Below are 26,334 nucleotides of genomic sequence, written 5' to 3' on the forward strand. Positions count from 1 at the left end.
TAACAAGCCCCGTTCGGCCGTGGCTCCGCTGCGGCGTCAGGGCTAACGAAATCGAAATCCCGGTATGGCAGGTTGTCTGCTGCTGGCGAGCCGCTCGGCGTGCGCCGCCGCGTGGGATGGGGCATGCGACTGACGTTGACGATCGGTGCTTCGCCGTTGCGGCGATGGCATCTCCTGCTGATCGATCGCCTGAGCGGCATTCCGGGCCTCGATCTATCGATTTCGCTGCCGGAGGCCGATCCGGCCGACCGGAGCGGGCTCGGCCTTCTGTTTCGCGTCGAAGGCCTTCTCCACGGCCTGCGGCCCGATAGTCTGTTCGCCACGGCGCCCCGCAGCGCTGTGACGGTTCCGACCGGCCGGTCGGCGGGAGCTGCCGATCTGGTTCTGGATCTCGGTAACGGAGCGACAGTCGCGTCGGGGCGTCGCTGGACCCTGCATGCCGACGGAGAGGCGGGAGAGGGCGCTCTCGTTGCTGCCTTGCTCGCCGGGCGGATGCCGCTGGTCGAACTGAAGGAAGGCAGCGAACTGATCGCCGCCGGCCGCCCGGGAACCGAATATGGCCGCGTCCTCCTGGCGACGCTGGACGATGTCCTCAGCCGGCTGGTGACGCTGATCGTTGCCGCCGTGTCCGGCGGGCGACTGCGTGTTCCGGTCCTGCCGGTGATGGAGGCCGAGCAGCCGGCGACGCCCGCGCCGCAAGCCGGCATCGCGAAGACCATCGTCAAGGCCGGGGTCTCGAAAGCGCTCGCACTGGTCTACCGGGCCTGTTTCCACGCGCCGCATTGGCGGGTCGGCTGGCGCAGGTTCGACGGCCCCGATCTGTTCGCGTTGAAACAGCATCCCGACAGCGGCTGGACCGATCTGCCGGATGACGGCACCCGCTTCTATGCCGATCCGTTTCCGATCCTGCGCGAAGGCCGGCTCACGCTCTTCGTCGAGGATTTCGTCCACGCGACCGGCAAGGGCATCATCTCGGCGGTCGAGTTCGGATCGGACGGTCCGTTGGGCAGGCCCGAGCCCGTCTTCGAGCAGCCGGGGCACCTGTCCTATCCCTTCGTCTTCGCGCGGGACGGGGAAATCTGGATGATTCCGGAAAGCTGCAGCGCGGGGCGGGTCGACCTGTTCCGCGCCACCGCCTTCCCGGGCGGCTGGGTGAAGGAGGCGACCCTGATCGAGGGCGTCACCGCGAGCGACGCCACAATCATCGAGCGGGATGGGCTATGGTGGCTGTTCGCGACGGTGCGCGATGGCGGCGGGTCGTTCTCCGACGCGCTGCATCTGTGGTCGGCGCCGGATTTCCGGGGCCCCTGGACCCCGCATCCGCGCAATCCCGTGCTGATCGACATCGCCTCGGCGCGCCCCGCCGGCCGCATGGTCCTGCGTGACGGCCAATTGCTGCGCCCGGTGCAGGATTGCCGCCAGGGCTACGGCAAGGCGCTCGGCATCGCCCGCGTCACCCAACTCGACGATGCCGGTTTTGCGCAGGACATCGAGACCATCCTGGAGGCCGGTCCGCTCTGGCCCGGCCGTCGCCTGCACAGCCTGAACAGCGCCGGCGGCTTCGAATTCATCGATGGCTCGGCGATGGTTCGGCGGAATCCGCTGGCTCGGCGGAAGCCGGCGGACGCGAGCGCCAGTTCCTGAGGGCATGGCCGGCGCCGTCGGCCATCATGGCGAGCCGTCCGACCAGCGTGCGCGCGCCGGTCACCGAATCCAGCGTCTCGGATTGCGTGGCGAAGCGCCGCTTGAAATCCTCGCCGCCGCACATGAAGTCGACCATCTCCAAACCCTGGTCGATCGACCACTGGATATAATCCATCATCAGGACCATGCCGGGCGAGGCGCGCTCGAATTCCGGGTCGTAGGTGGTGATGAAGGCCATCATCCGCCGGCGCTGAACGACGTTGATCGAGACCGCGACGACGGTGCCGGCCAGTTCCAGCACGAAGACATGCAGGATGCCGAGCCGGGCCATCACGCCGACCAGCGCGGCAAGCGCGGGCGCGCCCTCATCGAACAGGTCGGAAGCGCGGCCATGCCGCTCCAGCCATTTGCGCTTGAGCGCGGCGACGCGCGCGAGCACCGGCTCCAGCGGCTCGTCCGGCGCCATCAGGCGGAAGCAGAGCTCGCCGCCTTCCTCCATGAATTTCCGGCCACGCCGGTAGTTCTGCCGCGTCTTCTTCGACTGCGCCTCGAACCACTCCGTGCCGCGCTGCCAGGGGCCGGCGACGCGATAGCTGATCTCGCTGCGATGGTTCGGGCGCAAGGTGCCCGCCGTGATGTCCGAGGCGATGATGCTCCGCATTGCGGCATCCGGCAGCAGCCGGTTGAGATAGAGCATGTCGAAGCGGCCGGTCGCGGCGATCTCCCACCACAGCGCGGCGACGGCATCGCGATTACGGTCCGGCGCCAGGAGGGCATCGCCGTAGTCGCTGTGCTCCTTGGCCGCCCATTCCAGGACGGTGACGCCCCGGCGCCGGATCGTGGCGAAGGGCAGCACGGCTTCGAGCTCGGCGCCGTTCCAGACCAGGCCGATCACGAGGTCGCGGTCGTCTCGGCGTGTCGCGGTGCACCACCAGGCATCGATCCAGGCATGGCTCTGGAAGACGAGGCCGTCGGCACGCTGCCACAGGGCGTTCCAGACCGGCGCGAGTGCGGCGAACTCCTGATAGGAGGTGATCGTCTCGATGTGCCGGCCGCCTGCCGCAGCGAGCCGCTTCTGCCCGCTCACGACTGGGTTTCCTCGATATCCGGCGTGGCCTGCTGCTGGCTGGCGCGGGGGCGCAGGCGCAACCTGATCTGCCGCCACATCCGCTTCAGCGGCATCAGATAGAGACCGGAGAGGGACTGGTAGTCGCGGACATTGCGCTCCATCAGCCCGAACTTGAAGTCCTCGTCGGGCTTCGGCACGCAGAGCGTCCCGAAGAAGCGGTCCCAGAACGAGAAGAGCAGGCCGAAATTCTTGTCGTAATGGCGCGGGTCGACGCTGTGATGCAGCTGGTGCCAATGCGGGCACAGGACGACGTTGTTGAGCGATCCGAACGAGATCTTGAAATGGGTGTGCCTGACGAAGTCCATCATCAGGATGTTGCGCATCACATAGACATTGATGCCGAAGACGGTGAGTTCGACCAGATTGAGCGAGACCAGCGACCAGATGCCGAAGCAGATGCCGGGGATGACGCCGTCCCAGGCCCGGTTCATCAGTTCGTCCAGCGGGTGCACCCGGTCCTTGGTGATGCCGACCATCACCTCGGCGGAGTGATGGACCTTGTGCAGCTCCCACAGGATCGGGAAGCGGTGCTGCGCGACATGGTAGAAATAATAGGAGATGTCGTAGGCCAGCAGCATCGTCACGGTGAAGATCACCGTGGTCACCGGTCCGGCCGGGCCGGGGATCAGCGGTGCGTCGATCTGGAAGAGCGCCGCCAGCAGCCGGTTGGTCGCATAGCCGACCGCGACGACGAAGGTGATGCCCGCCGGCAGCATCAGGAAGGGCATGAGCGCCTTGCGCGTGACCCAGAACAGCAGGTCGGCCTTCGCCGAGGGGTGGGTGATGATCTCGTGGGGAAACACGAAATCGAAGAACTCGCGGAAGCTGCGCTCCTTCGTCGTCCTGAGATAGGCGACGAGCGCGCTCACCAGCGCCGTCAGCAGGAGCATCCCGGTTGCCACCAGGCTCGTCGCCGAGATCTTGTCGAGGATCTTGCCGATAAAATCGGCCATTTGCGCAAACATCGGCATCTCAATCATCGATGCGGGGGCCACATCATTGGCACGCTGGTGATTAAGGCTTCGGCCGACGGGATGAAAGGCCGATGCCCGGGGTTAAGCCATTTCTGGTTAAGCCCGGGCGACCGCATTCGCAGAATCCGGGGCTGCGCCATTCAGCGATCGGGCGACAGCTCCGCATGGACCAGGCGGTTGCGGCCCTCGTTCTTGGCGCGGAAGAGAGCAAGGTCGGCGGCATTGACCAGCCGGGCAGGATCGCCCTCGGCATCCGGCCAGGCGGTCGCGACGCCGACGCTGATCGTCACCCGGTCAGTGCCATGGGCTATATTCAGGTCGCGCACGCCCTGCACCAGCCGTTCGGCGACATGGCTCGCGCCTTCCTGCGGCACGCCGGTCAGGATCACCACGAATTCCTCGCCGCCGAAGCGCGCGGCGAGGTCGGTCGAGCGGGTCGAGCCGTCCTGGATCACATGCGCGACCTGCTTCAGCACGTCGTCGCCGGCAAGATGTCCATAGGCGTCGTTGTAGCGCTTGAAATGGTCGACATCGATCATCAGCACCGAGAGCGGGCTTTCGGTGCGCTGGCAGCGCTTCCATTCGGCGGCGAGATATTCGTCGAAATAGCGGCGGTTGCCGAGACCGGTGAGCCCGTCGATCCGGGTCAGGCGTTCCAGTTCGAGATTGGCGCGCATCAACTCGCGCTGGCTTTCGCGCAGCGCGCGATAGGCCTCGTCGCGCTGGAGATGATCGAGATAGGCGCGGGTGTGGTAGCGCACCCGGGCGATCAGTTCGAGCTTGTCGGGCAGCTTGACGAGATAATCGTTGGCGCCGGCCTGGAACGCCTCGCTCTTCGTCGACGGGTCCTCCTTGGTGGAGAGCACGATGACGGGCACGGCATGTAGGGCCGGATGCTTGCGATATTGCCGGACGAGGTCGAGCCCGTCGACGCCGGGCATGACGAGGTCCTGCAGGATGACCGTCGGCTTGACGCGCTGGGCGACCGCGATCGCCTCCAGCGGGTCGGTGCAATAGTGGAAGTCGAGATCACCATGATGGGCCAGCGCGCGACGGACGGCTTCGCAGACCATGACCTGGTCGTCGACCAGCAGGACCATGGACAGGTAGCTGTCGGCCGGAAGCGGGACGTCGGGCAGGGAGGATTTCGTTTCGCCTGTCATGGGAAAACCTTCATCAGGGCGACGGAGCGTACACCTCGGTCAGGCGAGGGGCGATCGCGCCCAGTGGTAGAATTTCGACGGCCGCGCCGATGGCGGCTGCAGCCTTGGGCATCCCGTAGACCGCGCTTGTGGCTTTGTCCTGCGCGATCGTCAAACACTGCCTGTCGCGCAACAGTTTCAGGCCACGGGCGCCGTCGCGGCCCATGCCCGTCAGCAGGACGCCGATCGGGTCTCCCTGCCAGCTTTCCGCGACGCTCTCGAAGAACACGTCGACCGACGGACGATAGGGATAGTCGCGCGGCTCGGCCCGATAGCCGAGCTCGCCGCCCGACTTGAAAACGAGATGATCGGGGCTTGCCGCGATCAGCACGGTGCCGCGCTCCGGCCTGTCGCCTTCGCGGGCCGGCCGGACGGGCAGGCGGCAATGCTCGCCGAGCCAGCTTGCGAAGCCCGGCACGAACTGCTCGTCGAGGTGCTGGACGAGAATGATCGCAGCCGGGAATTCGGGCGCGAGCCCACCGAGCAGGGTCGCCACGGCGGCCGGACCGCCGGCGGAGGCGCCGATGGCGACGAGACGCTGGGAGGGAGAGGCCGCAGCTGGCGGCCGGCGGGGGCTCGGGTTCACCGGCGGCAGGTTGCGCGATAGGCGACCGATCGTCGCGATGCGCGTCAGCAGGGCGGCCGTCTGCGCCGAGGTATGACCGCCGAGACCGACGCTGGGGATGTCGACCGCATCAAGCGCGCCATGGCCCATCGCGTCGTAGACACCGGAGACATTGGCATCGACGCTGGCGGTGACCAGCAGGATCGGGCAGGGCGTCTCGGCCATGATCCGGCGCGTCGCTTCGATGCCGTCCATCTCCGGCATGTTCAGGTCCATCAGGATCAGGTCGGGCCGATCGCGCCGGCAGGCCTCGACCGCCTCGCGGCCGTTCATGGCGATCCAGGCGACCTCGTGCTCTGCCGTGGAAGCGATGACGCGTCGCAACAGCTCGACCGCCATCGGCAGGTCGTTGACCAGACCGATTCTCATGAAACGCCCCCACAGCGGATGCCCGGATTCATGGCTCGCCAATCAGGTCGACGACCGCATGGATCAAAGTTTCGTCGTGGAAGCTCCCCTTGGTCAAATAGTAATCCGCTCCGGCATCGAGGCCGCGGCGGCGATCCTCCTCGCGGTCCTTGTAGGAAACGATCATCACCGGCAGGTTCCGCAGGTTGGGGTCGCGCTTGATCAGGGTGACGAGCTCGATGCCGTCCATGCGGGGCATGTCGACATCGGTGACGACGAGGTCGAACGGATCGGAGCGCACCGCGTTCCAGCCGTCCATGCCGTCCACGGCGACCTCGACCTCGAAGCCGTGATGGTCGAGCAGCTTGCGCTCCAGTTCGCGCACCGTCAGCGAATCGTCGACGACGAGGACGCGCTTGCGCCGTTTCTGGCCGGCGCGCGACACGCTGCGTTCCAGCGTCCTGAGGCGCCCGCCCGAGACCAGCTTGTCCATCGAGCGGATCAGGTCCTCGACATCGAGGATCAGGACCGGCGAGCCGTCGTCCATCAGGGCGGCGGCGCTGACATCCTTGACCTTGGCGAGGCGCGGATCGAGCGGCCGGACCACGAGCTCGCGCTCGCCGAGAAAGCGGTCGACCACCAGCGCATAGAGATTGTCGCCCTCGCCGACGACGACCGTCGGCAACTCCGCTTCGCCGATTGCGGCTTCGCCCCGGCCGAGAACCTCATGGGCAGTGACGAGACCGACCTGCTGCTCGCCATGGCGGAAATGCGGGCGGCCTTCGAGCAATTCGATCTTGTCGCGCGGCAGCCGCAGGGCGCGGGCGATCGTGGCGAGCGGCAAGGCATAGGGCTCGCCGTCGATCTCGACGAGCAGGGCGCGGATCACCGAGAGGGTCAGCGGGAGCTGAAGCTGGAAACGCGTTCCGATGCCGGGCTCGGAGGCGACGGTGACCTGGCCGCGGACCTGCCGGACCATCGCCTGCACGGCGTCGAGGCCGACACCGCGGCCGGAAATGTCGCTGACCGTCGCCTTCATCGAGAAGCCGGGCAGGAAGAGGAATTCGAGCAGCTCCTCCTCGCTGAGGTCCCAGACGGTTTCGGCCATGGTCAGACCGCGGGCGAGCGTCGCCTGGCGGAGCGCCTCGATATCGATGCCGCCGCCATCGTCCGAGACGATGATCTGGAGCAGGCCGGCATTATGCCGGGCTTCGAGCCGGACCAGGCCCTCCGCTGACTTGCCGGCGGTGCGGCGCTGCTCGGGCGCCTCGATGCCGTGATCGACCGCGTTACGAAGGAGATGGCCGAGGGGCGCGTCGAGCTGGTCGAGGATATCCCGGTCGATGCTGGTGGCGCCGCCGACGATGTCGAGGCGCACCGTCTTGCCCAGTGCGCGACCGATATCTCGGACATTGCGCTCGAAATGCCGGACTCCGTCCTCGAAGGGGCGCATCCGGCTTGCCAGCGTCTCGTCGTAGAGCCGGTTGGCGAGATCGGTCGCACGCCGGTCGACCGTGTCCATCTCGTCGAGACGCTGGGCGAGGAGCGCCTGGCCCTCAGCGAGCTTGAGCTGTGCGGTCGCCAGTGCCTGTGCCGCCCTGCCGGCGCCATCGGCGGGCATTGCGGCCTGCAGGTCCTCGAAGCTCTTGGCGAGCTCGGCCTGGACGCGCCGCAGCCGCAGCAAACCGTCATTGAACGGGCGCAGCCGGCGCGCCGACATCAGCGATTCACCGGCAAGGCCGAGCAGGCGGTTCAGGCTGTCGGCGGTGACCCTGACCATGCGCTCGCCGGTCGCGGAATCTCCGATCGGCGCAGGCGTTTCGGGGAGGGCAGCAGGCTGGGGAGGCGGCTCTGCGCCGGGTGCCATGCCGGCCGGGTTGGCGTCTGGATCGGATGCGCCCGGCGAGGGTGCGTCGCTCGTCTGGGAAGCGCCGCGCAAGGTCTGTGCGAAGGCCTCGATCCGTCCTCCGGTCTGAGTGTCCGGCTCCCCTGATCCGGAAGCGATTTCGCCGAGCAGGTCGATGCCGGCGAGCAGCGCGTCGATATGCCTGCGGTTCAGCCGGATCTTGCCGTGCTGGGCGGCGACGAGGCATTCCTCCATCTCGTGCGCGACCTGCACGGCCGGCGCGAGATCGATGATGCGGGCGGCGCCCTTCAGCGAATGGGCGGCGCGCATGCAGGCTTCGAGATGGACGGCGGCGGCCGGATCACGTTCCAAAGCAAGCAGGCCGGTCGTGAAGGCCTGCGACTGCGCCGCAAGCTCCGCCCGGAACAGTTCGAGCATCGAGAGGTCGCTGAGATCCTCGCCGCTCATGCGATGCTCCGGTCGATCAGGTCGAGCAGGCGCTTGGCATCGAGGCAGCCGACCGCGCGTCCGTTCCACGGGATCATCGTCTCGACGACGCTGGCCGCCGCGCGGCCGACCGTCGCCGGCACCGCGCCGCGCTCATGGGCGCGATAGGCGTGCAGGCCATGGACTTCGTCGACCTCGAAGGCGACGTGCCTGGTCTCCTCGCCGGTGACGACGAGGCGCGGGAAGATCGCGATCCGCTCGGCGCCGCGCGTTGCGGCCGCGGCTCCGATGCCGAGCAGAGCGGGCAACGAAACGCAGATGAGGAGTTCACCCCGGACATTGACGATGCCGCGGACAGCCTCGCTGCGGCGATGAGGCAAGGAATGGACCGGGCGCGGCTCGGCGATCTCGCGGCAGATCCCCGTCGGGAGGCCGAGCCATTCCTCGCCGATGCGGAAGATCAGAACGCTGTCGACCTCTTCGCCTTCGGGCCCCTTCTCGTCGGGCCTGGCGAAATGTCGTGTCCATTCGTCACGATAGCCCGGCGGTAAGGGACGATCGAGCAGCTTGCGGGCGATCTGCGCATGGGTCGGGCAGTTACGACAATGGAGATGCTCGTCCAGCTCCGGGCAGGAGCGGTCGCCGCTGACGCCGATCTCGCGCCAGCATTCGGCGATGTCGTCGGTCGTCATCGGATCGGTATCGGCGGACATCAGGTGCCGCTCCGCTTCGTCAGCCGGTCGAGCCGGTCGGCCAGGGCCTTGGCGCCGCTATGATCGCCTCGTCGCTGCTGGAGCAGTCTGAGCTGGGCCAGAGCCCGCTGGTGGTCCGGGGCGAGATAGAGCGCCTTGCGGTAGTTCCGCATGGCGTCCTCCATCGCATCGGCCGCGTCATGGGCAAGCCCCAGCCAGTAGAACGCATCCGGCGAGGGGCCGAATTCGGCGATATGGCGCTCGGCGGCTGCGCTCACCTCGGCGAGGCGCCCGGCATCGGCGGCGCGCTCGATCCCGGCCAGGCTGGCTGCTGCCCGATCCGACGCGGGCGCGGACGGCGCGGCGAGCGGCGCCTTCTGGGCGAAGGGACGTGGCGTCGGCGGCGGTGCGGCCGGTTTGGCCTGGAGCAAGGGGGCAGCCTTCGCCGGAGCCGGCGGCGGCTTTCGCGCAGCCGGCGGTTCGGCGGGTTTCACGCGAGCGGCCTGTGCCTTCACGAACGCGAATGCTCGCGGAAAGCGTACCGATGCGAAGCCGAGCAGGGGCGGCAGGCCGGATTCGGCCGGGCCGACCAGCAGCAGACCGTCATCGGCCAGCATCTGCCGGAGCCGGATCAGCGCCGCACCTTGTGTCTCGCGGTCGAAATAGATCAGCAGGTTTCGGCAGAAGGCGACGTCATAGGCCTCCTGGCCGGCATTCGTTGCCGTGGCCAGCACATTGCCGAGGCGGAAGCGGACGTGCCGGCGGACGATGTCATGTGGTCTGAAACCACCGTCACAGGCCTCGAAATAGCGATCGCGAAAGGCGATATCGGTGCCGCGGAAGGAATTCTTGCCGTAGATGGCGCGCTCGGCATGGACGAGGTTGCGGGTGCTGATGTCGATCGCATCGATCTGGAAGCTGCCATCCGGAAAGCCGGCATCGAGAAGGGCCATCGCGATGGAATAGGGCTCCTCGCCGGTCGAGCAGGGCAAGCTGAGCAGCCTCAGCGGGCGATTGCCGGTCCGGTGCTCGCGCAGATGCCTGACCATCGCACCGAAGGCCTCACGATCGCGAAAGAACCAGGTCTCGGGGACGATGACCGCGTCGACCAGTTCCTGCCGCTCGGCCGGGCTCTCGGTCACGAAGGCCCAGTAAGCGTGAAGGTCGGGGATGGCGCAGGCGGTCATCCGCCGCTTGAGGGCATGGCGGATCACGGAGGCGCCGACCGTCTCCATGCTCAGGCCGATGGTTTCCCTGAGCAGCTTCTCGAAATCCCGGATCGGAGCGGTCTCGTCCATCACGGCTCTGCCGCTTGCTGACGGAACAGGATGTCGCGGATTTCGGGCGTGAGCAGGGCCTCGCCCCGGACCCATTGGATCAGGCCGCGCTCATCGCTGGCGACCGGGCCGAGATAGGGCGGCATGCCGGCCTCGACGCCGGAGGTGGTGAAATCCGCCGCATCGCGCGCGATGGTCTCGACCGCCTGCTCGACCAGCAAACCGAGAAGGTCGTCGCGGCCGGGACCGGAGGGGTAGCGCAGGAGGATGATGCGGGTGCTCAGGCGCGGCTCGGCCGGGCGCCCAAGCGCCAGCACTGCGAGATCGATGACCGGCACCGGCCGGCCGCGATAGCTGATCGCGCCGGCCACCCCTGCGGGCGCGCCGGGCAATTGCTTGGTCGCGAGCAGCGGCAGCACGGCCTCGACCTGCCCGGTCTCGAGCACGTAGCGATCCCGCCCCAGCTGGAACATCAGAAACAGCATCGTGCGGTTCCGTTCCGCCCTTCCTGTCAGGCGCGCAGCTTGAAGCGCGAGATCGAGCTGCGCAGCCCGTTCGAGACCTGGTTGAGCTCGTCGATGGCGAGCGTCGACTGCTGCAGGGATTCGACCGTCTGCTGCGCGGCCTCGCTGAGCTGGGAGAGCGCCTCGCTGATCTGGCCGGCCCCGGTCGCCTGCGCCTGCATGCCTTCATTGGCACCCTCGAAGCGCGGCACCAGCCCCTGGACCTGCTCGATGATCTCCGAGAGCTGGCCGCCGACCTGCTGGACCTCCTGCATGCCGCGCCGCACCTCCTCGGAAAACTTGTCCATGCCCATCACGCCGGCGGCGACGGCCGACTGGATGTCCTTGACCATCTGCTCGATGTCGTAGGTCGAGACGGCGGTCTGATCGGCGAGGCGGCGGATCTCGGTCGCGACCACCGCGAAGCCGCGGCCATATTGCCCGGCCTTCTCGGCCTCGATCGCGGCATTGAGCGAGAGCAGGTTGGTCTGGTCGGCGACCTTGGTGATGGTGGTGACGACCTGGTTGATGTTGCCGGCCTTCTCGCTGAGGATCGCGAGCTTGGCGTTGATCGCGCCTGCGGCCTCCATCACCTGCCGCATCGTGCTTTCCATGCGCGCGAGCCCGGCCTGCCCGCCATTGGCGAGCGTCGCGGTCTGCTCGGCGACGGCGGAGACCTCGTCCATCGTGTGGGCGAGTTCGTTGGAGGTGGCGGAGATCTCCTTGGCAGTAGCGCCGATCTCGGTCGTGGTGGCGGCGATCTCGTTGGCGGTCGCCTGCTGTTCCTTCGAGGTCGCGGCAACCTCGGTGATCGAGGTGTTGACCTGGATGCTCGACTTCTGGATCTGGCCGATCAACCCGGCGAGATCGTCGGCCATGGCGTTGACGCCGTCGGCGACCGTGCTGAATTCGTCGCGCCGGGCGAGCGTCAGGCGCTCGCTGAAATCGCCGCGCCGCATCGTGTCGACGATGCCGAGCAGCTTGCCGAGCGGCACCGTGACGGCCCGGAACAGCAGATAGCCGCAGAGAATCGCGAGGATGAATGCGATCACGAAACAGACGATCAATCCGAGCTCGGCCGCCTCGACGATGGCGACGATCTTGCGGGTCGAAGCATCGGCTTCGGCCTTGTTGAACGCGATCATGGCCTTGGCCACGGACTGAATCCGGGCTGCGATCGGGTCCAGGTCTCGCTTCGCTGTTGCGCTCTGGTTGAGTGCCGGTTCATTGGCGCCTGAGAGCCTGCCCGCTGCGATGATCGGGTCCGCAGCCGCGGTGAACTGGTCGAAGAGGTCTTTGAAAAGCGTGTGATTCTTCCGGTCTTCAGCGGTGGTGACGGCTGCGTCGTAGCTTCTGAGAAGCCCGCGCATGGCTTCGCGATTGGCGGCGACGGCTTCCGCGACCTGTCGCTTCTCCTCCGGGGTGTCGGCCAGCACGAACTCGCGGATCAATCCGCGCGTCTCCGTCCAGCTCGCCAAGAGCTGCGCGCTGATATCGAGGCCGGGAATGGTCTTGGCCTCGACCTCGATGGCCTGCCGCTGGGCCTGGAGGAACCAGAGATAGCTGGCGCCGGCCATGGCGGTCATCACTGCGAGGATCGCAGCGAAGCTGATCAGGATGCGGCGGCGTATCGTCAGGCTCTTCATCGCTCAATCCATCGTTGCGGCGCGCCGGTCGCTTCGGGCTGCTGCATGAGCCAAATCGTTCGCAGATCATTGTTAGCGAGGAGTTATTGCGTCTCCGTTGCGGAAACGCTTCGCAATGATAGCTGTGCAGCGTCGCGGCCGTGCCGTCAGGCGCTGCGGGCCTGCGGCAGGAAACGTTCGGCCGCGAAGGGCGCAGGGTCACACAGGGGCGGCGCGCCGGTCATCATTTCCGCGAGCAGGCGGCCGGTCGCGGGTCCTAAAGTGAAGCCGTGATGGGCGTGGCCGAAAGCGAACCAGAGGCCGCGATGGCGTGGCGCCGCTCCGATGATCGGCAGCATGTCGGGCAGGCAGGGACGGGCGCCGCGCCAGGGCTCGGCATCGAGGCGGCGGCCCAGAGGCACGATCTGTCGTGCGATGCGCTCGGCCCGGTCGAGCTGCCAGGAATCCGAGGGCTCGTCGCGGCCGGCGAGCTCTATCCCGGTGGTCAGACGGATGCCACGCTGCATCGACGTCAGCACGAAACCGGCCTGGGCATCGCAGAGCGGATGCCGCGGCGCGGCGCCGTGGGCGCTGTCGTAATGCATGTGGTAGCCGCGCTTGAAGCCGATCGGGAAGCGATAGCCGAAGCGCTCGATGAGGTCGCTGGACCATGGTCCCAGCGCGACGACGGTCTCCGGCGCGCGCCATTCCGCGCCGTCCACTGACAGGCGCCACTGCCCGTCCTCCTGATGCAGGCCGGTCGCGTCGGCCGGTTTCAGCAGGCCGCCGCGCGCGACGAAGAGTGCTGCATAGGCGCGCGTCACCGCGCCGGGGTCGCTGACCGTGACCGGGTCACGCCAATGCACCGCGCCGGCAACGCTGCCGGCGAGCAGGCCGGGCTCCAGGCGGCGCAGCGCGGCGTCATCGAGCAGATCATAGCTGAGGCCGTAGGCAGCCAGTTCGGCCGCCCCACGGGTCGCCAGATCGAGGCCTTTCTGCGTGCGGTAGAGCTCGATCCAGCCTTCGCCGCGCATCAGGGCCTCGGTGCCGGCCGCTTGCGTCCAGCGCCGGTGCTCATCGATGCAGCGCTCGATCAAGGGCAGGATGGCGCGGCCGAGCCTGTCGAGCCGGTCAGGGGCCGAGTTCCACCAGTAGCGCGCGAGCCAGGGCGCCATCCGCAGCAAGGCCGCCGGGCGGTAGCGCACGGCGATCGAGCGGTTCGAGGCGAGGCTCGCCAATGTCGCGAGATCGCGCGGGAAGGCATAGGGCACGACGGAGGAGCGCTCGATCAGCCCGGCATTGCCATGGCTGGTCTCGGCACCCGGCTCGCCGCGATCGACGAGCAGCACGCGCCGCCCACGCTCCTGCAGATGCAGCGCCACGCTGACGCCGACGATGCCAGCGCCGAGCACGATCACATCGGCCTGTCCTGTCGCGGTCGTCATCGTCGCTGGAATCCGTCGCATCTGCCCCAAGCCGGGCATAGCGGAAGCGAGCCTCACTTGAACAGGTTTTGCAAGAAAATAAAAACTGTTTGACAGCTTGAAAGAAAAATTTCTTGATCTCCTGAAGCGCGGGAGTGCCGATGTCGCAGACGCTTCGCCAGAGATTGCAGGCTTGCCTCGCCAGCGGCTCGAAAGCCGACAAGGCGCTGGCGAGCTATATGCTGGCGCAGATGCCGAGCCTGCCCTTCGAGACGGCGGCGAGCCTGGCCGAGAAGGTCTCGCTCAGCGAGCCGACGGTCGGGCGCTTCTGCCGGACGCTCGGCTACAGGAGCCTGAAGGACCTCAAGGCCAGCCTCGCCGAGGAGATCGGCGACAGGCCCTGGCTGATCAGCGACCGCCTGCGCGATTTCCAGCAGCGCAGCCTTGCCGGCGACGATCAACTGGCGCGCAGCCTCCAGCTCGAGATCGCCGGTCTCGTGCGCATCTATGAGCTCGCCCAGAGCGAGGAGTGGAAGCGAGTGGCCCGCCGTCTGGCGACGGCGCCTTCCGTCCATGTCACGGGATTCCAGACCGAGCGCGGCCTCGCGCAATACCTCGCCAACCAGCTCCAGTATCTGCGCGACGGCGTGCATCTGGCCGATCTCGCGGCAGGCAATTTCTCGGAGTTGCTGCTGTCCGGGGAGGAGGGGCGCTGCCTCGTGATCTTCGAGGCGCGGCGCTATTCGCGCATGGCCAAGGTGCTGGCCGGGCAGGCCAAGGCAGCGGGCATCAGGACCACGCTGATCACCGATTCCTTCTGCGACTGGGGGCAGGGGCTCGTCGACGAGATGCTGGTCGTCTCGACCGAGTTCAACCTGTTCTGGGACTCGACCGCGCAGATGGCGAGCCTCAGCAACCTGCTGATCAACGCGGTCTTCGTCGAGCTCGGCCCGCAGGTCGAGACGCGCCTGAACCGGATGGCCGCGCTCTACGGCCATTTCACCGGCCATGCCGGGGACAGTTCCGGCCCGCTCGACTGACGGCCGGGACCTAAGCCGTTCGCAACATCTCGAAAACAAAGGGGAAGCGGGATGAAGACGATGATCAAGGGGAGCCTGCTGGCGCTGGGCCTGTCGGCGCTCGCCGCCACGACGGCGCTGGCGCAGGAAGCCACGTTCGTGATGACCGCGCGCCTTGTCGGCGCGCCGACCTACAACCCGATCAAGGCGACGAAGCTCAACACGGCGACGACGCTGATCTTCGACCGGCTGGTGGTGCAGGATGCCGACCAGAGCTTCCACGGCCAGCTCGCGACCTCCTGGGAAACGAGCCCGGACGGCATGCTCTGGACCTTCAAGCTGAAGCCCGGCGTCAAGTTCCACAATGGCGAGCCGTTCAACGCCAAGACGATCGAATGGTGGGTGCCGCAGTTCAAGGGCACCGAGAACGCCTTCACCGTCGAGGCCGTCGACAAGGTCGAGGTGGTCGACGACCTGACCGTGCGCTTCCAGATGAAGCACCCCGACCCGAACCTGCTGTTCAACCTCGCCAGCTCGTTCATGTGCGTGCCGGAGCCGAAATCCTACGAGGCGCTGGGCGACAAGTTCGGCGTGACCGAGGCAATCGGCACCGGCCCCTACAAGATGCAGCAGTTCACGGTCGGCCAGCAGACCGTGCTCGTCCGCAATGACGACTACAAATGGGCCTCCGACCTCTCGAAGAACCAGGGGCCGGCCAAGTTCAAGAAATTGACCTTCCGCGAGATCGGCGAGGAATCGACCGCCTATCTCGAACTCAAGACCGGCGGAGCGGATCTGCTCGTCAATGTCCCCACCGACTTCCTGCCGCGCATCCAGGCCGACAAGGCGGTGAAGCTCGTGACCATCCCCGGCAACGAGCTGGTCTACATGCCGATCAACACCAGCGTCGAGCCGTTCACCGACATCAAGGTGCGCGAGGCGACCGCCTTTGCCGTGAACCAGAAGGAAATCCTGACCAGCCTCTACGGCGGCAACGGCGCCGTCGCCGACACCTTCCTGATCTCCTCGCTGAAGGAGGCGCAGGTCGATCCGAAGTACAAGATCTCCTACGATCCGGAGCGCTCGAAGAAGGTGTTCGAAGCAGCCGGCTGGAAGCCGGGACCCGACGGCATCCGCATCAAGGACGGCAAGCGCCTCGAGGTGAAGCTCTGGGCCCAGAACGGCACCGAGTTCAAGCGCCTCGCCGAGATCGTCCAGGCGCAGCTCAAGGCCGTCGGCATGCAGGCCGAGATCAGCATCATCGATGCCGGCTCGATCAATGCGCAGTACCGCAAGAAGACCGAGCACCAGCTCGCGGTGCGTGCCTATCAGTGGACCAATGCCGATATCGTCGACTGGTTCTTCGCCGCCAAGCGCGCGGGCTACCCCAATGTCTCGATGTTCAACGATCCCGAGGCGGAGAAGTTCAACGACATCGCCATGAACAAGTCCAAGACCTGGGACGAGCGCGTGGCGAACTTCACCAAGTACCACGAGTACGTGCTGTCGCAGTATCCGTTCGCGCCGATCTACCAGCCGGTGCAGAGCGTGGCCTATGGCAAGCGCATCACCGTGCCGGAGACGATCCGCGGCACCGGCTTCTACGGGCCGACCATGCTCGACATCGCGCCGGCGAACTGAGCCGGGACGACGTATCACGCGGGAGATCGATCCTTGCTGCGCTTCGCGATCCGGCGCCTCGCCATGCTGGTGCCGGTCTTCCTCGCCGTCTCGCTGGTGATCTTCATGATCATCCATCTCGTGCCGGGCGACCCGCTGGAGCATCTGATCCAGGTCGGCTCGTCGCCCGAGCAGCGGGCGCAGATGATCGCGCGCTACGGGCTGGACCAGCCGCTGCTGGTCCAGTACGGGCGCTGGCTCGCCAAGGTCGTCACCGGCGATTTCGGCGACGCCATCGTGATGCGTCAGCCGGTCTCGCATCTCATCGCCGAGAATATGCCGCATAGCCTCGCGCTCGGCGGCACGGCGCTGCTCTTCTCGACGGTGGTCGGGATCGTCACCGGCGTGCTCGCCGCCTCCTTCCGCGACAGCCTGTTCGACCGGGCGGTGATGGGCTTCATCCTGCTGGGGTCGACGCTGCCGAGCTTCTGGCTGGCGCTCCTGATGATCCTGATGTTCGCCGTGCAGTTCGAATGGTTCCCGGTCTCGGGCGCGCGCACTTGGGACGCGCTGGTGCTGCCGGCGCTGACCATCGGCATCGGCGGCACGGCGTTGATCGCCCGCGTCACCCGCGCCGCGATGGTCGAGATCTCGCAGCGGGATTTCGTGCGCGTCCTACAGGCCAAGGGCGTGCCGTTCTGGCGCATCCAGCTCCGGCACGTGCTGCAGCAGGCGATGCTGCCGGTGATGACCATTTTGGGCCTGCGCATCGGCTGGATTCTCGGTGGCGCGGTCACGGTCGAATATGTCTTTGCCCGGCCGGGGCTCGGCTCGCTGCTGATCACGGGCCTGGGCCAGCGCGACTATCCGCTGGTGCAGGGCTGCCTCTTGATGCTCGCGATTGCGGTGATGCTCGGCACGCTGATCGGCGACCTCGCCCAGGCGGCGCTCGATCCGCGCCTGCGTGAAGCGATGGGTGCGCGATGAGCCGCAAATCCCTTGCTGGCCGCATCCTCCGCTCGCCACGCGGCGCCATCTGCGCGCTGTTCCTGCTCGCGCTCGTGCTCTGTGCGATCTTCGCGCCCTGGATCGCGCCTTACGATTACGCCGCGCAGAAGCTCTCCGTGGCCAACACGCCGCCCTCGGCTGCGCATTGGCTCGGCACCGACGAGTTCGGGCGCGACCTGCTCTCGCGCATCATCCAGGGCGCGCGCACCTCGCTCAGCGTCAGCGTGCTCTCGATCGCCTTGTCGGTGCTGATGGGCGCGACGCTGGGCGCCGCTGCAGGCTATTTCGGCGGCATCTTCGACAGGATCGTCACCGTCTTCGTCGACCTGACCTGGTCCTTTCCGGACATCCTGCTGGCGCTGATCCTGATCGCGATCCTTGGACCCGGACTGCATTCGACCGCGATCGCCATCGCGATTGCCTATCTCGCGCAGTTCACGCGGCTGACGCGGGCGCAGGTGATGGCGCTGAAGGGCGAGCTCTTTGTCGATGCGGCAGTGACGGCCGGAGCACGGCCGGCGCGCGTGCTCTTCCTGCATCTCCTGCCCAATGCGATGACGCCGGTCATCGTCGCCGGCATGCTGGCGACGGGCGATGCCATCGTGCTCGAAGCGACGCTCGGCTTTTTCGGGCTGGGCGCGCAGCCGCCGGTCCCGAGCTGGGGGGCGATGATGAGCTCCGGCACCGCGCAGATCTTCATCGCGCCCTGGATCATCATCTTCCCCGGCCTCGTCATCGCCACCACCGTCATCGCCATCAACCTGTTCGGCGATGTGCTGATCGAGGCGCTCGATATTCGCCGCCCGCTGCGGGACGGCTGACGACCACCATCGGACAAAGAGAGAAAACCGCGAGGAACGCCATGAGCTTCACCGTTCTGACCGCCGAGTTCTCGCATGAGAGCAACACCTTCAGCCGCTGCCCGGCCGATTACGCCGCCTTCACCGATCGCGGCATCCAGCTTGGCGATGACGCGATCGCTGCGCGAGCCGAGGCCAACACGCCGATCGCCGGCTTTCTCGATATCGGCCGCCCGGCAGGGTGGAAGGTCATCCACGCGATCAGCGCCGCCGCCCAGCCTTCCGGGCCGGTGACGCGCGATGCCTTCGACCGCATCGCCGGCGTGATCGTCGAGACCGCGAAGGCGCATGCCGGCAAGATCGACGGCGTGCTGTTCGGCCTCCACGGCGCCATGGTCACGGAGTTCTGCGAGGACGGCGAGGGCGAGTTGCTGGAGCGGGTCCGCGCCGTGCTCGGGCCTGACGTTCCGATCGGCATCACGCTCGATCCCCATGCCAACGTCACCCGCAAGATGACCGATCTCGCCAATATCGTCGTCTCCTACAAGACCTACCCGCATGTCGATGTGCGCGAGACCGGCAAGCTTGCGGCCGGCATCATGCAGCGGACCATGAAGGGCGAGATCAGGCCGGTGACGCTGCGGGCCGAGCGGCCGATGCTGGAGGAGGTCAATGGCGGGCGTACCGATATCGGCCCGATGGTCGAGCGCATCGCCAAGGCCAGGGCCTATGAGAAGGAGGCGAATGTCTTCGCCGTCAGCGTCAATGGCGGCTTCGGCAATGCCGATATCCACGAGGTCGGCCCGACCGTGCTCGTCACCTGCGACGGCGAGCGCGAGAAGCATCAGGCCTTCGCCGAGGCGATGGTCGAGGACATGTGGCAGCGCCGCTTCGAGAAGGTCACGGAATTCCTCTCGGTCGAGGACGCCGTGGCTGAAGCGAAGTCCTACGTCGCGGCCTCCGGCCCGCTGATCATCGCCGACTACGCCGACAATCCCGGCGGTGGCGGCTATGGCGATGCGACGGGCCTGCTCAAGGGCATGATCGCAGCCGATCTCAAGGATGCCTGTTTCGGCCCGATGGTCGATCCGGAGGTCGCCGCTGAACTGCGCAAGGGCAAGCCGGGCTCGACGGTCTCGGTCAAGCTTGGCGGCAAGGTCGATCCCGAGATCGGCGGCGGGCCGCTTGAGCTGACCGGCACGCTCGTCAGCGTCAGCGACGGCGATTGGGTCGGCGACGGCCCGATGATGGGCGGGTTGCAGGCGAGCTGGGGGCCCTGTGCCGTGCTGCGCGTCGGCGATGTCGAGATCCTCGTCACCACCATCCGCGCTCAGATGAACGACCTGCAGCAGTTCCGCGCCTTCGGCATCGACCCAGCCGCGAAGCGTGTTGTCGGGCTGAAGTCGATGCAGCATTTCCGCGCCGCCTTCGAGCCGATCGCTGGCAAGGTCATCGTCTGCGACAGCGGGGCGCTCTGCACCCCGGATCTCAGCAAGCTGCCCTATCGCCGGGTGCGCCGGCCGCTCTACCCGCTCGACAAGGTGGCGTGAGGCCGCGAGCAGACCAGTGAAATTGACAGGGCCGGCGCGGCGACGCGCCGGCCCTGTTCGCATCGGCGCGGGAGTGCGGTACCCTATCTAAATTTTGAGATTCGATTGCCCTGCGAGAGGCCCGATGTCCATCCGCTTCGATGAGATTGGCAAGCGCCTCAAGGCCTATCGGCTGGGGCGTGGGCTTCCGGCGGAGGACGTCGCGGAGAGCCTGGGAATTTCGCGGGCGGCCGTCTACCGGATCGAGAGCGGCGGCGTCGTCAAGATCGAGACGCTGGAGCGGCTGGCTGCCGTGCTGGAGACGACGGTCGCGTCGCTGCTCGGGGCCGGCGTCGAGTATTATTCGAGCCCGGTCAGCTATTTCGAGCGCATGCGGCAGATCGAGGAGCAGTCCGACCAGGTCGTCGCGCATTTCCCGCCGCTTTCCTACCTGCTGACCTCGGCGGCCTATTCGGACTTCCTCCGGGCGACCCTGATCGAGGCCCTGCCGGCCCATCTCGCCGACCGCGACGGGGCTGTGGCCGAGATCGACGCGATCATCGCAATCCTCGACGAGCGCAAGGCGACCCGAAAGCGCCGGCGGCTCAGCGTCGTCAACTTCGTCAATGTGCTGGAGATCGAGCGCTGGCTGAAGCTCGGCATCGTCGGCCGTTTCAGCCTGCCGCCGGAGGAGCAGGCGCGCCGGCGCCGTGCCGCCCGCCACGAGGTCGAGCACCTGATCGCGCTGATCGAGGCCGAGCCTATGGGTGTGCAGATCGGCCTGATCGAGGAAACGCTGCCCAATATCACCTTCCAGCTCTTCCGCAGCGAGGAACGGACGCTGCTCGGCCTGAGCCCGTATCGGCTGGGCGGGGAACTGCCGAATGTCCGCTCCGGCATCGCCATGCTGACCGCCGACGAGCAGCCGGTGCGCCTCTACGAGCAGTTGAGCGAAGACCTCTGGAGCCGCGCTCGCAAGGGCGGCGAGGCCGGCGCCGCGTTGCGGGCGGTGGTCGAGCGATCGGGCATCGCGCTGGGCTGATTTTCCGGTTTGCACCGAAACACGCGGTCATCGCGGATATTCGCTTCGCTGCGTCCGGGATGACCCGCGTGGAAGAGAACCGGAGGCTTCCGGTCGACGCCGCATTTTCTATCTGTCGCAAAATTGAGATTTGATCTTGTAATTGAGATTTAGCTGTGCGACGGATTCGCATGGCGCCGGGCGCGGCTATGGTCCGGCGGCTTTCAGAATTCTCGTGGCGGGGCCGGAGCCCAGGACCACCAAGCGGCGCGCAAAGCGCCCCGAGAATGAGGGCCCGAGGCCCGAACTCATGAGCATGATCTGCGCAGGGGCGGACGCGCGCGCGTCCGCCGGCTCACTGTTTTCCGGTGCCCGGCGACGGTTCGAGACAACAAAAAGGGGACGTCATCATGAGCGATATCCAGGCATCGAGCGCGGGCTCGATCGAGGGCTCCGGCCCGACCGAGGTCGACGGCAAGGCTCGCAAGGCCTTGTGGGGGGCGGCGATCGGCTATGCGATGGACGGGTTCGACCTTCTGATCCTCGGCTTCATGCTGCGGGCGATCTCGGCCGACCTCCAGCTCAGCCAGGCCCAGGCCGCCTCGCTGGTCACCGCGACGCTGGTCGGCGCCGTGCTCGGCGGCATCGGCTTCGGCATGCTGTCGGACCGGATCGGCCGCGTCCGCGTGCTGACCTGGACGATCGTCCTCTTCGCCGTCTTCACCGGCATGTGCGCCTTGGCGCAGGGCTACTGGGACCTGCTGATCTACCGCACCATCGCCGGCCTCGGGCTCGGCGGCGAGTTCGGCATCGGCATGGCGCTGGTCGCCGAGGCCTGGCCGGCCTCAAAGCGGGCGCGCGCCTCCTCCTATGTCGGCCTCGGCTGGCAGGTCGGCGTGCTCGCCGCGGCAATAGCCACCCCGATCCTGCTGCCCACGATCGGCTGGCGCGGCATGTTCGCCATCGGCATCCTGCCGGCGGTCGCGGCCTATTTCATCCGCCACTCCCTGCACGAGCCCGAGGTCTTCGTCGCCCGTTCGAAGGACCGGCCGAAGGAATCGGCGCTGCGCCTCTTGGTCAAGGACCGCGAGACCGCCAAGCTCAGCCTCGGCATGGTCATCCTCTGCTCGGTCCAGAACTTCGGCTATTACGGCGTGATGATCTGGCTGCCGAACTATCTCGCCACGCGGTTCGGCTTCGCGCTGACCCAATCGGCGGTGTGGACCGCGGTAACCATCGGCGGCATGGCGCTCGGCATCTTCGCCTTCGGCCATATCGCCGACCGGATCGGGCGGCGCCCCGCCTTCTTCGGCTACATGATCGGCGCCGCCGTCATGGTCGTGGTCTATTCGCGGTTGACCGATCCGATGCAATTGCTCGTCGCCGGCGCGGTGATGGGCTTCTTCGTCAACGGCATGCTCGGCGGCTATGGCGCGCTGATCAGCGAGCTCTTCCCGACGGCGGCCCGCGCCACCGCCCAGAACGTGCTGTTCAACATCGGCCGCGGCGTCGGCGGCTTCGGCCCGGTCGTCGTCGGCGCCATCGCGGCGGCTTACGGCTTCCAGACCGCCATCGCGCTGCTCGCCGCACTCTACATCCTCGACCTCCTCGCCATGTGGCTCCTCATCCCCGAGAAGCGCGGCGCGGAATTGACGTGAGGCAGGCATGAGCCAGCAGCCCATCATCGCGGCCGGCGGGTGTTCCGCCGGCTGGAAGCCGAGCATCGTCGCCGAGCTGGCGCGGGTCGTGCGCCACGCGGCGGTCAATGCCGAATACCGCCATCTCGTGCTCGATTGCAGCGAGGAGGCGGCTGCGGCGCAGCCCGGCCAGTTCTTCCAGTTGCTCTGCCCGCATCCGGTGGGCGAGCAGCCCTTCCTGAGACGGCCGATGAGCCTCTATGGCGCCGATCCGGACAAGCGCCAGGTCGAGTTCCTCTACAAGGTCACCGGGGCGGGTACGCGCGGCCTCGATACGCTCGAGCCGGGCGACAGCCTCGACATCATGGGCCCGCTCGGCACCGGCTTCACGCTGGACGAGAGCATGAGCCATATCATCGCCGTCGGGCGCGGGGCGGGGCTTGCGACGCTCGCACCGCTTGCCGCCGCGGCGAAGGCGAAGGGGATCAAGGTCACCGCCATCCTCAGCGCAAGGCGGCCGGAATTGCTGGTCTCGGTCGATCTGTTCCGGAGCAAAGGCGCGGAGGTCATCGCGGTCACCGATTCCGAGCAGACGAGCGGGCCGGCCAATGTCGAGCGCATCCTGCGCCGCGAGATCGCCGAGGGGCGCTGCGATGCCTTCTTCACCTGCGGGTCGAGCCGCCTGATGCGCGTGCAGCAGCGTCTCGCCCGCGAATTCGGCCTGTCCGGACAGGTTGCGATGGAGCAGCAGATGGCCTGCGGCATCGGCCTTTGCTATTGCTGCGTGCGCGACTTCAACGTCGATGGCGAGATCGTCAACCGCCGCGTCTGCTGGGACGGGCCGGTCTTCGACCTGATGGAGGCGCTGCCATGAACGCCGCCGCCGTGAGGCCTGCGATCGATCTCTCGGTGAAGGTCGGCGGGCTCACCCTGCGCAATCCCGTCATGCCGGCCTCGGGCACCTTCGCCGAGGGGCTGGAGAAGGTGATGGACTTCAACCGGCTGGGCGCCTTCGTCACCAAGACGATCACCCGCGAACTGCGCGCCGGCAATCCGCTGCCGCGCGTGGTCGAGCGGCCCGGCAGCCTGATCAACGCGATCGGCATCCCCTCCAAGGGCGTGCCCTATTTCATCGAGAAGACGATGCCGCATTACGCGGTCTACGACACGCCGCTCGTCGTCTCGATCTCTGCGCCGACGGCGGAAGGTTTCGCCAGCCTCGCAGCCGAACTCTCGATCCCCGGCATCGCCGCGATCGAGGCCAATATCTCCTGTCCGAATATCGAGGAGGACGGCAAGGCCTTCGCCATGCGGGCGGAATCGACGGAGAAGGTGACGCGCGAACTGCGCCGGGCGACCGATCTGCCGCTCTGGGTCAAGCTCACGCCCAATACCGGCGACGTGCCGGAGGTGGCGCGCGCGGCGGAAGCAGCCGGCGCCGATGCTGTGGTCGTCGCCAACACCATCCTGTCGATGGCGATCGACCTCAAGACCTTCAAACCCTGCCTCGGCAACATCATGGGCGGGTTGTCCGGTCCGGCGATCAAGCCGATCGTGCTGCGCCAGGTCTTCCAATGCGCCAAGGCGGTGTCGATCCCGGTGATCGGCTGCGGCGGCATCTCGACCGCCGAGGACGCGATCGAATACATGCTCGCCGGCGCCACCGCCGTGCAGGTGGGCACCGCGACCTTCCTGCAGCCGGCAGCGATGACGACGATCATCGACGGGCTGGAGACGTTCTGCCTGCACCGCGAGATCCCGCGCGCCGCCGACCTGATCCGCGGTGTCGTGATCGAGGAGGCGGACGAACCCGAGCTCTCCTGGCTGGACCCGGTGTCATGAGCGTCGCCGCGATCGAACGCCCGAACGGCTTCGTCGGGAATGTCGAGGACCGGGCGCTGGCCGAGGCATTGTTCGATGCGCTGAAACAGGCGACCGGGGACGGCATCGGCATCACCCGCGAGGCCTATGGCCCCAAGGAGAGCGAGGCGCTCGACATCGTCGAGGCGCGGGCGCGCGAATTGGGCCTCGCGACCGAGCGCGATGCCGGGGCCAATCTGGTGGTGACGCTCGAAGGCAGCGAGCCGGACCTGCCCTTCCTCGCCTGCGGCTCGCATCTCGATTCGGTGCCGCAGGGCGGGAATTTCGACGGTGCGGCCGGCGTCATCGCCGGACTTGCCGTCATCGCCGGCTTCCGGGCCGAGGGTTTCGTGCCGCGCCGGACGATCAAGGTCTATGGTCTGCGCGGCGAGGAAAGTTCGCGCTTCGGCCGGGCCTATATGGGTTCGAGCGCGCTGTTCGGGAAACTCTCGGCCGCCGATCTCGCGGCGAAGGATGCAAGGGCCGGGCGCACGCTGGCGCAATGCATGGCCGATGTCGGCGTCGATATGGGCCGCGTCAGCAAGGGTGAGCCATTGCTCGACCCCACTGCGGTCTTCGCCTGGATCGAACTGCATATCGAGCAGGGGCCGGTGCTGGTCGCGCGGGATTTGCCTGTCGGCATCGTCACCGGCATCAGGGGCAATATCAGGCATCGCACGGTGGAATGCGTTGGCGAGGCCGGCCATTCCGGCGCCGTGCCGCGCTGGCTCAGGCGCGATGCGGTCTTCGCCACGGCCGAGCTCATCACCCATCTCGACCGGCACTGGCGCACGTTGCTGGAGCGCGGGCGCGACGTCGTCGTGACCTCCGGCGTCTTCGGCACCGATCCGCAGGAGCATGCCATTGCGCGCATCCCCGGCAGGGTGAACTTCTCCTTCGAGGTGCGCAGTCAGAGCCGCGAGACGCTGGAGGCCTTCTACGACCTGTTCCTCTCGGAATGCGGGATGATCGGCGAGGAGCGCGGCGTGGACTTCAAGCTCGACCGCCGGCTGGAGGCCGAGCCCGCCGTGATGGATGCGGGCTGGATCGCCAGGCTCAAGAGCGCGGCGCGCGATCTTGGCCTGCCGGACGAGGAGATCCCGAGCGGGGCAGGGCATGACTCGGCGGTTTTCGCCAATGCCGGCATTCCCAGCGCCATGCTCTTCGTGCGAAACGAGCACGGCTCGCACAACCCGCACGAGGCGATGGAGATCGATGATCTCCTGGCCGGCATCGCGGTGATGCGGGCGGCGATCCGGGAGGCGGTGCGATGACGGTGACTCAGGCGATCCGCCCCGAGCGGGAGATCAGCCACGCGGTCGCGCGGCTGCTGCTGCGCGCCGGCGCCGTCCATGTCAGCCGGCAGCAGCCCTTCGTGCTGGCGGCCGGCTGGGCGAGCCCGGTCTATGTCGATGTCCGCCTGTTGCTCGGCGAACCGGACCTGCGCCGCGCGGTCACCGAACTGGCGGCTAGGCATCTCCGCGCAGGCTTTCCGGATGGCGGCTTCGATGCGGTCGTCGGTGCGGAGACGGCCGGCATTCCCTTCGCCGCCTGGCTTGCCGACGCGCTGGACCTGAAGCTTCGCTATGTCCGCAAGCGCCCGCTCGGCGTCGGCCGCAATGCCCAGGTCGAGGGCGGGCCGGTCGATGGCTTGCGCGTCCTCCTGATGGACGATCTGACCACCGATGGCGCGAGCAAGCTCAATTTCGTGCGCGGCCTGCGCGCGGCGGGGGCCGATGTCGGCGACGTGCTGACGATCTTCTATCATGACGCCTTCCCCGGAGCCGGCGAGCGCCTGACCGAGGCGGGACTGAGCCTGCATGCGCTGGCGACCTGGGCCGATGTGCTCGCGGCGGACGACGAGAATCGGCTGGCGCGCGAGGATCGCGCCGAGATCGAGCGCTTCCTCGCCGATCCCGTTGCCTGGTCGATGCGCCATGGTGGCCGTGCCAGCCTGACGCCGCGCCTCTGAGAGGAGGGCGGCAGGCCGCCGGCCCATGCGGTGAGTGCAATGCCGTGACGCCGGCTTATGAAATTGTGCGCGGGCCGGCGATCATCTAGAGCCTTCAACCGCGTCACGAGGCAGGAATCGGCCTGCCGGAGA

Annotated in this window: 22 protein-coding genes; 12 read left to right on the top strand and 10 right to left on the bottom strand. The window is 67.3% G+C overall.

The annotated features are described in order from the left end of the window. Positions 1-123: 123 nt before the first annotated feature. Positions 124-1,644: a glucosamine inositolphosphorylceramide transferase family protein gene (locus BLQ70_RS06950; RefSeq protein WP_091856384.1), complete on the top strand. Its 1,521-nt coding sequence runs from the start codon at positions 124-126 to the stop codon at positions 1,642-1,644. Here the strand turns inward: BLQ70_RS06950 and BLQ70_RS06955 are convergent. From BLQ70_RS06955 to BLQ70_RS07000, 10 genes are all read right to left on the bottom strand, one after another. Next, positions 1,568-2,731, bottom strand: coding sequence for a GNAT family N-acetyltransferase (locus BLQ70_RS06955; RefSeq protein WP_091856385.1), 1,164 nt, complete (start codon positions 2,729-2,731; stop codon positions 1,568-1,570). The genes BLQ70_RS06950 and BLQ70_RS06955 overlap by 77 nt on opposite strands. Beyond that, positions 2,728-3,726, bottom strand: a complete 999-nt coding sequence (locus BLQ70_RS06960; protein WP_091856662.1) for a sterol desaturase family protein — start codon at positions 3,724-3,726, stop codon at positions 2,728-2,730. The genes BLQ70_RS06955 and BLQ70_RS06960 overlap by 4 nt, the downstream gene beginning before the upstream one ends. Before the next feature lie 161 nt (positions 3,727-3,887). Beyond that, on the bottom strand, positions 3,888-4,910 hold the full coding sequence (locus BLQ70_RS06965; protein ID WP_061969211.1) for a GGDEF domain-containing response regulator: 1,023 nt from the start codon (positions 4,908-4,910) through the stop codon (positions 3,888-3,890). Between the two features lie 13 nt (positions 4,911-4,923). Continuing rightward, positions 4,924-5,943, bottom strand: a complete 1,020-nt coding sequence (gene cheB / locus BLQ70_RS06970; RefSeq protein ID WP_091856663.1) for a chemotaxis response regulator protein-glutamate methylesterase — start codon at positions 5,941-5,943, stop codon at positions 4,924-4,926. A 28-nt stretch (positions 5,944-5,971) separates the two neighbouring features. Then, positions 5,972-8,236, bottom strand: coding sequence for a hybrid sensor histidine kinase/response regulator (locus BLQ70_RS06975; RefSeq protein WP_091856386.1), 2,265 nt, complete (start codon positions 8,234-8,236; stop codon positions 5,972-5,974). Further along, the gene (locus BLQ70_RS06980) at positions 8,233-8,928 is read right to left on the bottom strand and encodes a chemotaxis protein CheW (RefSeq protein WP_091856387.1); all 696 of its coding nucleotides are present in this window, start codon (positions 8,926-8,928) and stop codon (positions 8,233-8,235) included. The genes BLQ70_RS06975 and BLQ70_RS06980 overlap by 4 nt, the downstream gene beginning before the upstream one ends. Next, positions 8,928-10,205 (bottom strand): CheR family methyltransferase, encoded by a 1,278-nt coding sequence (locus tag BLQ70_RS06985; protein WP_091856388.1) that lies wholly within the window; start codon positions 10,203-10,205, stop codon positions 8,928-8,930. The genes BLQ70_RS06980 and BLQ70_RS06985 overlap by 1 nt, the downstream gene beginning before the upstream one ends. Beyond that, the gene (locus tag BLQ70_RS06990) at positions 10,205-10,669 is read right to left on the bottom strand and encodes a chemotaxis protein CheW (RefSeq protein WP_091856389.1); all 465 of its coding nucleotides are present in this window, start codon (positions 10,667-10,669) and stop codon (positions 10,205-10,207) included. The genes BLQ70_RS06985 and BLQ70_RS06990 overlap by 1 nt, the downstream gene beginning before the upstream one ends. A 26-nt stretch (positions 10,670-10,695) precedes the next feature. After that, positions 10,696-12,333, bottom strand: coding sequence for a methyl-accepting chemotaxis protein (locus tag BLQ70_RS06995; RefSeq protein ID WP_091856390.1), 1,638 nt, complete (start codon positions 12,331-12,333; stop codon positions 10,696-10,698). 146 nt (positions 12,334-12,479) lie between these two features. Continuing rightward, positions 12,480-13,757: an NAD(P)/FAD-dependent oxidoreductase gene (locus tag BLQ70_RS07000; RefSeq protein ID WP_091856391.1), complete on the bottom strand. Its 1,278-nt coding sequence runs from the start codon at positions 13,755-13,757 to the stop codon at positions 12,480-12,482. Positions 13,758-13,897: 140 nt separating this feature from the next. On the opposite strand from BLQ70_RS07000, the gene BLQ70_RS07005 reads away from it, so the two are divergent. From BLQ70_RS07005 to BLQ70_RS07055, 11 genes are all read left to right on the top strand, one after another. Beyond that, the gene (locus tag BLQ70_RS07005; RefSeq protein WP_091856392.1) at positions 13,898-14,776 is read left to right on the top strand and encodes a MurR/RpiR family transcriptional regulator; all 879 of its coding nucleotides are present in this window, start codon (positions 13,898-13,900) and stop codon (positions 14,774-14,776) included. Between the two features lie 51 nt (positions 14,777-14,827). Further along, entirely contained in the window at positions 14,828-16,396 is a 1,569-nt protein-coding gene (locus tag BLQ70_RS07010) for an ABC transporter substrate-binding protein (protein ID WP_091856393.1), read from the top strand. A gap of 33 nt (positions 16,397-16,429) precedes the next feature. Next, positions 16,430-17,362, top strand: coding sequence for an ABC transporter permease (locus BLQ70_RS07015; RefSeq protein ID WP_091856394.1), 933 nt, complete (start codon positions 16,430-16,432; stop codon positions 17,360-17,362). Further along, positions 17,359-18,204, top strand: coding sequence for an ABC transporter permease (locus BLQ70_RS07020; protein ID WP_091856395.1), 846 nt, complete (start codon positions 17,359-17,361; stop codon positions 18,202-18,204). The genes BLQ70_RS07015 and BLQ70_RS07020 overlap by 4 nt, the downstream gene beginning before the upstream one ends. A 41-nt stretch (positions 18,205-18,245) precedes the next feature. Next, positions 18,246-19,733 carry a M81 family metallopeptidase gene (locus BLQ70_RS07025; RefSeq protein WP_091856396.1) on the top strand — a complete coding sequence of 496 codons (1,488 nt, stop codon included), beginning with the start codon at positions 18,246-18,248 and terminating at the stop codon, positions 19,731-19,733. A 124-nt stretch (positions 19,734-19,857) separates the two neighbouring features. Beyond that, on the top strand, positions 19,858-20,754 hold the full coding sequence (locus tag BLQ70_RS07030) for a helix-turn-helix domain-containing protein (RefSeq protein ID WP_061969187.1): 897 nt from the start codon (positions 19,858-19,860) through the stop codon (positions 20,752-20,754). 389 nt (positions 20,755-21,143) lie between these two features. After that, complete coding sequence (locus BLQ70_RS07035; protein WP_091856397.1) at positions 21,144-22,391, top strand: MFS transporter; 1,248 nt, start codon at positions 21,144-21,146, stop codon at positions 22,389-22,391. A 7-nt stretch (positions 22,392-22,398) separates the two neighbouring features. After that, positions 22,399-23,244, top strand: coding sequence for a dihydroorotate dehydrogenase electron transfer subunit (locus BLQ70_RS07040; RefSeq protein ID WP_091856398.1), 846 nt, complete (start codon positions 22,399-22,401; stop codon positions 23,242-23,244). Next, positions 23,241-24,212, top strand: a complete 972-nt coding sequence (locus tag BLQ70_RS07045) for a dihydroorotate dehydrogenase (RefSeq protein ID WP_091856399.1) — start codon at positions 23,241-23,243, stop codon at positions 24,210-24,212. The genes BLQ70_RS07040 and BLQ70_RS07045 overlap by 4 nt, the downstream gene beginning before the upstream one ends. Beyond that, entirely contained in the window at positions 24,209-25,504 is a 1,296-nt protein-coding gene (locus BLQ70_RS07050; protein WP_091856400.1) for a Zn-dependent hydrolase, read from the top strand. Before BLQ70_RS07045 ends, BLQ70_RS07050 begins: the two co-directional genes overlap by 4 nt. Next, positions 25,501-26,202, top strand: coding sequence for an orotate phosphoribosyltransferase (locus tag BLQ70_RS07055; RefSeq protein WP_091856401.1), 702 nt, complete (start codon positions 25,501-25,503; stop codon positions 26,200-26,202). Before BLQ70_RS07050 ends, BLQ70_RS07055 begins: the two co-directional genes overlap by 4 nt. Positions 26,203-26,334: the final 132 nt, after the last annotated feature.

The organism is Allobosea robiniae (assembly GCF_900102525.1).
Lineage (GTDB): Bacteria > Pseudomonadota > Alphaproteobacteria > Rhizobiales > Beijerinckiaceae > Allobosea > Allobosea robiniae.

Coding starts and splice junctions, on each gene's coding strand:
- BLQ70_RS06950 (WP_091856384.1), top strand. CDS start 124: ATGCGACTGACGTTGACGATCGGTGCTTCGCCGTTGCGGCGATGGCAT.
- BLQ70_RS06960 (WP_091856662.1), bottom strand. CDS start 3,726: ATGGCCGATTTTATCGGCAAGATCCTCGACAAGATCTCGGCGACGAGC.
- BLQ70_RS06965 (WP_061969211.1), bottom strand. CDS start 4,910: ATGACAGGCGAAACGAAATCCTCCCTGCCCGACGTCCCGCTTCCGGCC.
- cheB (WP_091856663.1), bottom strand. CDS start 5,943: ATGAGAATCGGTCTGGTCAACGACCTGCCGATGGCGGTCGAGCTGTTG.
- BLQ70_RS06975 (WP_091856386.1), bottom strand. CDS start 8,236: ATGAGCGGCGAGGATCTCAGCGACCTCTCGATGCTCGAACTGTTCCGG.
- BLQ70_RS06980 (WP_091856387.1), bottom strand. CDS start 8,928: ATGTCCGCCGATACCGATCCGATGACGACCGACGACATCGCCGAATGC.
- BLQ70_RS06985 (WP_091856388.1), bottom strand. CDS start 10,205: ATGGACGAGACCGCTCCGATCCGGGATTTCGAGAAGCTGCTCAGGGAA.
- BLQ70_RS06990 (WP_091856389.1), bottom strand. CDS start 10,669: ATGCTGTTTCTGATGTTCCAGCTGGGGCGGGATCGCTACGTGCTCGAG.
- BLQ70_RS06995 (WP_091856390.1), bottom strand. CDS start 12,333: ATGAAGAGCCTGACGATACGCCGCCGCATCCTGATCAGCTTCGCTGCG.
- BLQ70_RS07000 (WP_091856391.1), bottom strand. CDS start 13,757: ATGACGACCGCGACAGGACAGGCCGATGTGATCGTGCTCGGCGCTGGC.
- BLQ70_RS07005 (WP_091856392.1), top strand. CDS start 13,898: ATGTCGCAGACGCTTCGCCAGAGATTGCAGGCTTGCCTCGCCAGCGGC.
- BLQ70_RS07010 (WP_091856393.1), top strand. CDS start 14,828: ATGAAGACGATGATCAAGGGGAGCCTGCTGGCGCTGGGCCTGTCGGCG.
- BLQ70_RS07020 (WP_091856395.1), top strand. CDS start 17,359: ATGAGCCGCAAATCCCTTGCTGGCCGCATCCTCCGCTCGCCACGCGGC.
- BLQ70_RS07025 (WP_091856396.1), top strand. CDS start 18,246: ATGAGCTTCACCGTTCTGACCGCCGAGTTCTCGCATGAGAGCAACACC.
- BLQ70_RS07030 (WP_061969187.1), top strand. CDS start 19,858: ATGTCCATCCGCTTCGATGAGATTGGCAAGCGCCTCAAGGCCTATCGG.
- BLQ70_RS07035 (WP_091856397.1), top strand. CDS start 21,144: ATGAGCGATATCCAGGCATCGAGCGCGGGCTCGATCGAGGGCTCCGGC.
- BLQ70_RS07040 (WP_091856398.1), top strand. CDS start 22,399: ATGAGCCAGCAGCCCATCATCGCGGCCGGCGGGTGTTCCGCCGGCTGG.
- BLQ70_RS07045 (WP_091856399.1), top strand. CDS start 23,241: ATGAACGCCGCCGCCGTGAGGCCTGCGATCGATCTCTCGGTGAAGGTC.
- BLQ70_RS07050 (WP_091856400.1), top strand. CDS start 24,209: ATGAGCGTCGCCGCGATCGAACGCCCGAACGGCTTCGTCGGGAATGTC.
- BLQ70_RS07055 (WP_091856401.1), top strand. CDS start 25,501: ATGACGGTGACTCAGGCGATCCGCCCCGAGCGGGAGATCAGCCACGCG.